The organism is Mesorhizobium sp. (assembly GCF_041661565.1).
Classification (GTDB): domain Bacteria; phylum Pseudomonadota; class Alphaproteobacteria; order Rhizobiales; family Rhizobiaceae; genus Mesorhizobium.
In genome coordinates, this window is the sequence record NZ_JBAZUD010000180.1 from 1 (window position 1) to 9,163 (window position 9,163).

Genomic DNA, 9,163 nt, shown 5'->3' on the forward strand with positions numbered 1-9,163 from the left:
GCCAAGCAGTGCCACATCCGCCTTAAGAAAGATTTAGAAAGGCTGTTTCAGAGTGGCAGCCAGGCGAAGTGACGCTGCGGAAACCGAGGAAACTGTCGTTCAGGTAAACAAGCCGTGTCGGTCATTCGGCGGCCTGAAGCTCCGGCCGCGCCGGGGCACCCGACAGGCGTTCCAGTAGCCTTTGGCGTTCGCCCGCGGCCTTTTCAACGCTGGCTTGCCGGACGTGGCCATAGCCGCGAATGAGGGTCGGCACCGAGGCGAGTGCCGCCGCCGCATCGACCTTGCCTGGAACCAGCGAGGTTGCGACAAGCTCCAGATCCGCTTCATATTGTGCCAGCAACCGTCGCTCCATGCGCCGCTCGGCGCTATAGCCGAAGAGATCGAAAGCCGTGCCGCGCAGGCCCTTCATGGCCGCCAGCACGCGAAAGCCCTTCATCATCCAGGGGCCGAAGCTCGATTTCCTGGGGCTGCCGTCATTGCCGCGCCGCCCCATGATCGGCGGCGCGAGATGGAATTCGAGCCTGTCGTAGCTCTGGAACTGCTTGCCCAACTCCGCGGCGAAGGAGCCGTCCGTGTAGAGCCTCGCGACCTCGTATTCGTCCTTGATCGCCATCAGCTTGAACAGGTTCCTGGCGGCGGCTTCGGAGACCACGGTCGAACCAGGCACAGCCCTGGCTTCAACATCGCGCAGGGCGGCAATCCGCTGGGCGTACCGCCGGCCATAGGCGGCGTTCTGATAGGCGGTCAGGAAGGCGACGCGACGGGCAATGATGTCATCCAGCGTTTCGGCAATGGCCGCGGCCTGGCCGGGCTTGCCAGGCTGAGCGACGAGGCCGCGCACGAAATCCGGCTGGTGGGCGGCGCGGCGGCCCCAGCGGAAGGCCGCAACGTTCATCGCCACCGCTTCGCCATTGAGCTCGATCGCCTTTTCGACGGCCTCGGCGGACAGCGGCAGGCCGCCATGCTGGAAGGCAAAGCCGAGCATGAACATGTTGGCGCCGAGCGAATTGCCGAACAGCGCGGTCGCGGTGCGCGTGGCGTCGAAGAAATGCGCCTTGTCGTCGCCGGCTGCCGCGCGGATCGCCTTTTTCAGGCGCTCGACCGGCAGGGAGAAATCGGCCGAGCGGGCAAACTCGCCGGGCATGATCTCGGCGGTGTTGGCGAGGAAGATGGTGTGGCCCTCGCGCACGGCGCTCAGCACTTTCTTGGCACCGGATACGACGAGATCGCAGCCAAGCACGAGGTCCGCCTTGCCCGCCGAAACGCGGATGGCGTGGATGTCGTCGGGAGTGCGCGCGATGCGGACATGGGTGAACACCGAGCCGCCCTTCTGGGCGAGGCCGGCCATGTCGATCATGCCGCAGCCCTTATCCTCGAGATGGGCCGCCATGCCGAGCACCGCGCCGACCGTGACGACGCCGGTGCCGCCGACGCCGTCGATGATCGCCGCCCAGCCCTGCTCGCCGATCGGGAATTCGGCGGGCGTCGGAACGCCGTCGAGCGGATCGGCCTTGCCGGCCTGGCCCTCGGCCTTCTTGATCTTGGCGCCATGCACGGTGACAAAGGATGGGCAAAAGCCGTTGACGCAGGAGAAATCCTTGTTGCAGCTCGACTGGTCGATCTTGCGCTTGCGGCCGAACTCGGTCTCGACCGGCTGGATCGAGACGCAGTTCGACTTCACGCCGCAATCGCCGCAGCCCTCGCAGACCAATTCGTTGATGAAGACCCGCTTGTCGGGATCGGGAAAGGTGCCGCGCTTGCGGCGACGGCGTTTCTCGGCGGCGCAGGTCTGGTCATAGAGCAGCACCGACACGCCCTTGACGTCGCGCAGCTCGCGCTGGACGAGGTCGAGGTCGTCGCGGTGATGGATGGTGGCGCCGGCGGGGAATTGCACCTTGCCTGAATACTTGTCGGGCTCGTCGGTGACGATGGCGATGCGGTCGACGCCCTCGGCCCGCACCTGCCTGGCGATCATGTCGACGGTCAGTCCGCCCTCGTGCGGCTGGCCGCCGGTCATGGCGACGGCGTCGTTGTAGAGGATCTTGTAGGTGATGTTGGCGCCGCTCGACAGCGCGAAGCGGATCGCCAGCGTCCCGGAATGATTGTAGGTGCCGTCGCCGAGGTTCTGGAAGATATGGCCGCGCTTCGAGAAAGGCGCCTGCCCGACCCATTGCGCGCCCTCGCCGCCCATCGCTGTGAAGCCGACGGTGTTGCGGTCCATCCACAACGCCATGAAATGGCAACCAATGCCGGCGGCGGCGATCGATCCGTCCGGCACCTTGGTTGAGGAATTGTGGGGGCAGCCCGAACAGAAGAAGGGCGTGCGCGAACCGATATCCGTCGCGTCGGCCAGCATCGCCTGGAACTGGCGCAGCTTCGCCACCCGCGACGATATCTCTTCCGACGGACCTATGGTCTTCACGATCCTCTCGCCAAGCGCTATGGCGATCTCGTTGGGGTCGAGCGCGCCCTTGGCCGGGAACAGCCAATCGCCGCGCTCGTCCTTCTTGCCGACAATGACCGGCTGCGTGGCGGTGCCGTAAAGGCTCTCGCGCAGCTGCACCTCGATCAGCGAGCGCTTCTCCTCGACGACGACGATGGTGTCGAGCCCGCGGGCGAAATCGACGATATGGTGCAGGTCGAGTGGCCACGGGCAGCCGACCTTGAACAGCCGCACGCCGATACGGTTGGCCGCCGCCTCGTCGATGCCGATATCCTCCAGCGCCTGGCGGACGTCGAGATAACTCTTGCCCAGCGTGATGATGCCGATCTTCGGGCTGGAGCCGCCGGAATAGACGATGCGGTTCAGGCCGTTGGCATGGATGAAGGCGGAAGCGGCGGCGCGCTTGTATTCGTGCAGCCGCTCCTCCTGGCCGAGCATGTCGATCTCGTGGCGGATGTTGAGCCCGCCCGGCGGCATGTCGAACTCGGGCACCACGATGTTGAGCCGCTCGAGCGAGGCGTCGACCGAGGCGGTCGATTCGATGTTGTCCTTGACGCATTTGATCGCGGCCCAGGTGCCGGCGAAGCGCGACATGGCGAAGCCGTAAAGGCCGTAGTCGATGATCTCCTGCACGCCAGCAGGATTGAGGATCGGCACCATGGTGTCGACGAAGAGGAATTCGGTCGCATGCGCGTTGGTCGAGGATTCGGCCATGTGGTCGTCGCCCATCAGGGCCAGCACGCCGCCATGCCTGGAGGAGCCGGCGAGATTGGCGTGGCGGAACACGTCTCCCGATCGATCCACGCCCGGGCCCTTGCCGTACCAGACCGAAAAGACGCCGTCATGGGTGCCCTCGCCCAGCAGTTCCGTCTGCTGCGATCCCCAACAGGCGGTGGCGGCGAGCTCCTCGTTGAGGCCCGGCTGGAAAACGATGTCTGCCCGGGCGAGCTGATTCTTGGCCTTCCAGAGCTGCATGTCGAGGCCGCCGAGCGGCGAGCCGCGATAGCCCGAGACAAACCCAGCCGTGTTGAGGCCGGCGCGGCGGTCGCGCTCGCGCTGCATCAGGAGCATGCGGATGACCGCCTGCGCCCCGGACAGGAAGATGCGCTCCTTTCCGAGGTCGAACTTGTCGTCGAGCGCGACGTCGTGCAGCGTCATCAGGTATTCCTGTGCGGAGGCCGCGCGGGGGCTGGCAGCCGACGTCGGCGTTGGATGGCGCATCCTTTCTTCCCTTGCAAGGCAGGTCAAATAAAATCGAAGGCATCAGGCAACGCGCAACGAACAGCCCGTGCGGTTTCGAATCCCGCAAGAAACCGATCCAAGGAGGTCCCCCGGCGAACGAAAATCTCCAGGCGAATGGTCCCGGCGCCGGAGGGTCAACGCCCTTTGGAGCAGTCCGGCCTGGGCTCGCCCGGCAGCTTGCCGTCGGGGTGGCCGACGAGGTCGGGATTGGCCGTATAGAGCTGGTCGATGACCAGCGGCCGATCGGGCAGGATCGACTGATCCTGCGTCGACATCAACGTGGTGTCGATCTTCTGCAGGACCGTGCCGTCCGGCCCCTTGACGCTGATGGCGATCGCATAGGGCTTGTCCTTGACCACGCAGGTCAGGGCCGGACTCTCCAGGCTCACCTTGTCGAGCTTCGGCCAGACCTTCTGCTCGACCACCAGGGGCGCGCCGCCGGCGGGATCCTGGAAGCTGGCGACCACCACCTGGCCCTCCCCCATCGGCCGCAGGGGCCGCAGCGTGACCATGTAGGTGGCCCTGGCGAGACGATAGTTGAAGATGAAGATCTTGCCGGAAATCTCGAACAGCTTGCCTTCGGCGTCCTTGCCCGTGTCGCGGCAGGCGCCGAGCGCGACAGCCGCGACCAATGCCACGGCGACAACGACCGAATGGAAGAACCCTCTAGGCATCCTTGACCTCATCGGCCGCCATGCGGTGGCGGTGATAGTGACGACTTGCCTTGCGCCGGTTGCCGCACACCGCCATGTCGCACCAGAGGCGGCTGGCATTGCGGCTTCTGTCGATGAACAGCCAGGTGCAGTTGGGGCAGATCCTCAACCTTGCCACGGTGTCCTCGCGCAGCAGCGACAAGGCCGAGACTGCCAGCGCCGCCTCGAAGGCGATCGGCGTCGCCGGGTCGCCAAACGGCTTTCCCGGCGCGCCGATTTCGGTCCGGCTGTCCGCGAGCCCCCCGGCGCAGGCCGTCAGGAATTGAGGCAGATCGGCGGTGGTAACCGCGCCCTTCGACACCGCGCCGCGAAACAGCCGGTCCGTCGCCTCGCGGATCGACAGCACGACAGGCGCGATGGCCGTCGGCGAGGTGACCGCCAGTTGCCTGCCGCCAAGCTCGGCGGCGCGAAAGCCGCTCGCCGCATCGGCGAAGCGGGCAATCTCCAGCGGGTCCTCGAAGCGGTCGAACGTCCGTCGCGGGTCGCCGCGCAGCACGACGGTGTTCGCCGTGTCGAGCGCCAGCAGGCCGCCGGTGAAGCGGTGCGGGGTCCAGGCTACGGTCATGGCCGAAATCTAACCGATAAATCGTGTTTGACAAGTTAGATTTTGCGATGCAATTCTTTCTGGCGCGGGTCTCCGCAACCGTTTCGAGCATGCCGTCCGATCGTCTCGGTTCTGGATGGCGTGATCCGAGGGTCTTGCATGCTCTATTTCTTCCAGCAGGCGCTGAACGGGCTGCATTCCGGCGCGCTCTACGCGCTGCTCGCCTTCGGCTACGTGCTGACCAACGGCATCCTGCACCGCACCAACCTTGCCCATGGCGCGCTGTTCGCCTTCTGCGGGCAGACGATGATCCTCACCGCCGTCTTCGGCTATCAGGTGTTGTGGCTGACGCTGCTGGCGGCGGTGGCGCTCGGCGTCGTCACCGCCTTCCTCTATGCCGCGCTGGTCAGCCACGTGCTGTCGCGCAGCGTCTTTGAGCCGCTGGCGCAACGCACGCCCAATGCGGTCGTGGTGACCACGCTCGGCATCCTGCTCTTTTTGTCGGAAGCAAGCCGCATCGCCGCCGATACGCATAATCTGTGGCTGCCACCCATGCTGGCGCAGCCCATCGTCCTGGCCCGGGACGCGACCTTCAAGGCAACGCTGACGCTGATCCAGCTGCTCGACTGCGCGGTGGCGCTCGCGGCGATCGGGCTGGCCAGCTGGGCTTTCGCCGGATCGAGTTTCGGCAGGCGCTGGCGCGCGGTCTCCGACGATCCCAAGGCCGCCGCGATGTGCGGCATCGACGTGCGCGCCGTGTTCCGTCACGCCGTGCTGTCCGGCGGCCTTTGCGCCGCCTTGGCCGGCACCATGGCCGGCTTCTATTACGGCAATGTCAGCTTCGATTCCGGCCTCGTCTATGGGCTGAAGATCCTGTTCGTGACAGCCGTCGGCGGCTATCTTTCGCCGCCACGCGCAGCCCTGGGCGCGGCCGCCTTCGGCATGGCCGAATCACTTTGGGCGGGTTACTTCCCCGTCGAATGGCGCGACGCATGGATATATCTCTTCCTGGTCGCCACGCTGGTGCTGGTCGGCACCAGCCGCGACACCGGCAAGGTCGCCTGAGGCATCAGACTTTGGTTGCATGATGCGCCCGCGGGCCCGGCTATCCGGCCCCGTCATCCGGGCGATGACCTTCGCGGCTCCCAACCTTGTTGACCCGCCCGGCCACGCGCGGCATACCGTTGGGCCACGCGGCGTGACGCAGTGAGGGGTAACCGGCACGCCTCCGTACAAGGGAGGACTGCATGCAAGGGCCGCTCGCTCTGTCGCGGGGCATCGACCGCCTCAACGAATTCATCGGCCGATCGGTGTCGTGGCTGATCCTGGTGGCGATCCTGGTCAGCGCGGCGAATGCCGTCATTCGCAAGGTGTTCGATACCTCATCGAATGCCTGGCTGGAGCTGCAATGGTATCTGTTCGGCGCCGCTTTCATGCTGGCCGCCGCCTACACGCTGAGACAGAACGAGCACATCCGCATCGACATAGTCTACGGCCTGTTTCCACGTCGCGTGCAGCACTGCATCGACCTTTTCGGCCATGTCGTCTTCCTGATGCCGTTCGTGACGCTGATGGTGTTCTATTTCGTTCCCTACGTGTCGCTGTCGTTCCACAGCGGCGAAATGTCGACCAATGCCGGCGGGCTGATCGTCTGGCCGGCCAAGGCCATCCTGCTGGCCGGCTTTTTCCTGCTGGCGCTGCAAGGCATTTCCGAGATCATCAAGAAGATCGCCATCATGCGCGGCGACATGGATGACCCCAACCCCTTCATCTCCGCGCACGAACAGGCCGAGCGCGAGGCCAGGGCGCTGGCCGAGGAGGTGCGCTCGTGATGGAGTTCATCGCCCAGAACATGGCGCCGATCATGTTCGCCTCGCTGATCCTGTTCATGCTGATCGGCTATCCCGTCGCCTTTTCGCTGGCGGCGAACGGGCTGATGTTCTTCTTCATCGGCGTGCTCCTGACGCCTTATTCAGGCGGCGCGATCAACCTCGACTGGCCGCTGCTCTATGCGCTTCCGGACAATTTCTATGGCAGCAGGGTGATGTCGAACGACACGCTGCTCGCCATACCGTTCTTCACCTTCATGGGCATCGTGCTCGAACGGTCCGGCATGGCCGAGGACCTGCTCGACACGATCGGCCAGCTGTTCGGACCGATCCGCGGCGGACTTGCCTATGCGGTGATCTTTGTCGGCGCACTTCTGGCGGCGACCACGGGCGTGGTGGCGGCATCGGTCATCGCCATGGGGTTGATCTCGCTGCCGATCATGCTGCGCTACGGCTATGACCGAAGCCTGGCGTCCGGCGTCATCGCGGCGTCGGGCACGCTGGCCCAGATCATCCCGCCATCGCTGGTGCTGATCGTGCTGGCCGACCAACTCGGCCGCTCTGTCGGCGACATGTATGCGGGCGCGCTGGTCCCCGGGCTGGTCCTGACCGGGCTCTACGCGTCTTATATCCTGCTTGTTTCCATCTTCCGGCCGAAGCTGGTGCCGGCGTTGCCGCTGGAGGCACGCACGCTCGGCCATGGCGTGACGTCGCTGCTGGTGGCGTTGGTGGCGACGGCGGCCATCTCCTACGCGGCCTATCGGTACCTGGCGCCGGCCCATGGCGACGACGCCGATATTCTCGGCGCCTGCATCGGCGTGGTGCTGATCTACATTGCCGCGATCGCCGACAGGCGGCTGAACATCAACATGATGTCGCGGCTGGCCCAGCAGGTGGTCATCGTGCTGATCCCACCGCTGGCACTGATCTTCCTGGTGCTCGGCACCATTTTCCTCGGCATCGCCACGCCGACGGAAGGCGGCGCCATGGGCGCGGTCGGCGCTCTGGCAATGGCCGCGGCCAAGGGGCGGCTTTCCCTTGATGTGATCAAGCAGGCGCTGACCTCGACGACGCGGCTGTCGTCCTTCGTGCTGTTCATCCTGATCGGCGCGCGGGTGTTCTCGCTCACCTTCTATGGCGTCAACGGGCAGATCTGGGTCGAGCACCTGCTGACCTCGCTGCCGGGCGGCGAAGTCGGCTTCCTGATCGGCGTCAACATCCTCGTCTTCTTCCTGGCCTTCTTCCTCGACTTCTTCGAACTGGCGTTCATCATCGTGCCGCTGCTGGCGCCGGCCGCCGACAAGCTCGGCATCGACCTGGTCTGGTTCGGCGTTCTTCTGGGCGTCAACATGCAGACCAGCTTCATGCATCCGCCCTTCGGCTTCGCGCTGTTCTACCTGCGTTCGGTCGCGGCGCGCGTGCCCTATCTCGACCGCATCACCGGCAAGCAGGTCGCGCCGGTGACCACCGGCCAGATCTACTGGGGCGCGGTGCCCTTCGTCCTTATCCAGGTGATCATGATCGGGCTGACCATTGCCTTTCCGCAGATGGTGATGCGCTACAAGGGCGCCGTGGTCGATCCCGGCAACATCGATTACACGGTGCCCGGCGTGCCCGGAATGTCGCCCCTCGGTCCACCGCCCGCCGACGGCAAGGCGCCGGCCAATGGCGCCGCGGCGCCGGCCGGCCCACCGGACCTTTCGCAGCCGCCGAGCTTCGGCGACACGCCGCCCGCGCAACCGGCGGCGCCGCAGCCTGACCTGTCGCAGCCGCCGAGCTTCAACTGATGGCTGGAGAGGCCAAGACAATGAGGGCAGTGCGGCTGGAGGAGGTCGGCAGCATTGTCTTGCAAGAGGTCGGCAAACCGGTTGCCGGTCCCGACGATCTGCTCGTGCGGATCGAGGCCTGCGGCGTCTGCGGGACGGACCGGCATCTGTTCCACGGTGAGTTCCCCTGCAGGCCGCCGGTGACGCCGGGGCACGAATTCTCCGGGATCGTCGAGGCTGTGGGGGCCAATGTGTCGGGCTTTTCGATCGGCGATCGCGTCACCGGCGACCCCAACATAGCCTGCGGACGTTGCGTCCATTGCCATGCCGGCAGGGTCAGTCTGTGCGGCAGTCTCAGCGCCATCGGCATCCATCGCGATGGCGGCTTCGCCGACTATGTGGCCTTGCCGCACAAGCAGGCCTTCATCTTGCCAGCGGGCTTGAATCCGCTGCACGGAGCGTTTTGCGAACCGCTCGGTTGCTGCCTGCATGGCGTGGATCTGGCCGGGATCAGGCCAGGCGGCTCCGTTGTCGTGCTTGGCGGCGGCGTGATCGGGCTGCTGACCGTGCAACTGGCGCGACTGGCGGGCGCAACGACCATCATCCTGTCGACCAGGCAGGCTTCG

Annotated in this window: 7 protein-coding genes; 4 read left to right on the forward strand and 3 right to left on the reverse strand. The window is 65.6% G+C overall.

From position 1 onward, the window contains the following. Positions 1-121: 121 nt before the first annotated feature. The 3 genes from WC739_RS22870 to WC739_RS22880 all read right to left on the reverse strand — a co-directional run bounded on the left by WC739_RS22870 (position 122) and on the right by WC739_RS22880 (position 4,963). Complete coding sequence (locus WC739_RS22870; protein WP_372955271.1) at positions 122-3,601, reverse strand: indolepyruvate ferredoxin oxidoreductase family protein; 3,480 nt, start codon at positions 3,599-3,601, stop codon at positions 122-124. Positions 3,602-3,819: 218 nt separating this feature from the next. Beyond that, positions 3,820-4,371, reverse strand: a complete 552-nt coding sequence (locus WC739_RS22875; protein ID WP_372955272.1) for a hypothetical protein — start codon at positions 4,369-4,371, stop codon at positions 3,820-3,822. Continuing rightward, positions 4,352-4,963: a CGNR zinc finger domain-containing protein gene (locus tag WC739_RS22880; RefSeq protein ID WP_372955273.1), complete on the reverse strand. Its 612-nt coding sequence runs from the start codon at positions 4,961-4,963 to the stop codon at positions 4,352-4,354. Before WC739_RS22880 ends, WC739_RS22875 begins: the two co-directional genes overlap by 20 nt. 138 nt (positions 4,964-5,101) lie before the next feature. Between WC739_RS22880 and WC739_RS22885 the strand changes: the two genes are divergently transcribed. The 4 genes from WC739_RS22885 to WC739_RS22900 form a co-directional block, all read left to right on the forward strand. Then, positions 5,102-6,007 carry a branched-chain amino acid ABC transporter permease gene (locus WC739_RS22885; protein WP_372955274.1) on the forward strand — a complete coding sequence of 302 codons (906 nt, stop codon included), beginning with the start codon at positions 5,102-5,104 and terminating at the stop codon, positions 6,005-6,007. A 182-nt stretch (positions 6,008-6,189) separates the two neighbouring features. Continuing rightward, complete coding sequence (locus WC739_RS22890; RefSeq protein WP_372955275.1) at positions 6,190-6,774, forward strand: TRAP transporter small permease subunit; 585 nt, start codon at positions 6,190-6,192, stop codon at positions 6,772-6,774. After that, positions 6,774-8,558, forward strand: coding sequence for a TRAP transporter large permease subunit (locus tag WC739_RS22895; RefSeq protein WP_372955277.1), 1,785 nt, complete (start codon positions 6,774-6,776; stop codon positions 8,556-8,558). The genes WC739_RS22890 and WC739_RS22895 overlap by 1 nt, the downstream gene beginning before the upstream one ends. 20 nt (positions 8,559-8,578) lie before the next feature. Then, positions 8,579-9,163: alcohol dehydrogenase catalytic domain-containing protein (locus WC739_RS22900; protein ID WP_372955276.1), on the forward strand; the 585-nt coding region annotated here is incomplete at its 3' end.

Bases quoted from the DNA above. Each gene is read 5' to 3' on its own strand.
- WC739_RS22875 (WP_372955272.1), bottom strand. From the start codon at position 4,371: ATGAGGTCAAGGATGCCTAGAGGGTTCTTCCATTCGGTCGTTGTCGCC.
- WC739_RS22885 (WP_372955274.1), top strand. From the start codon at position 5,102: ATGCTCTATTTCTTCCAGCAGGCGCTGAACGGGCTGCATTCCGGCGCG.
- WC739_RS22890 (WP_372955275.1), top strand. From the start codon at position 6,190: ATGCAAGGGCCGCTCGCTCTGTCGCGGGGCATCGACCGCCTCAACGAA.
- WC739_RS22895 (WP_372955277.1), top strand. From the start codon at position 6,774: ATGGAGTTCATCGCCCAGAACATGGCGCCGATCATGTTCGCCTCGCTG.
- WC739_RS22880 (WP_372955273.1), bottom strand. From the start codon at position 4,963: ATGACCGTAGCCTGGACCCCGCACCGCTTCACCGGCGGCCTGCTGGCG.
- WC739_RS22870 (WP_372955271.1), bottom strand. From the start codon at position 3,601: ATGACGCTGCACGACGTCGCGCTCGACGACAAGTTCGACCTCGGAAAG.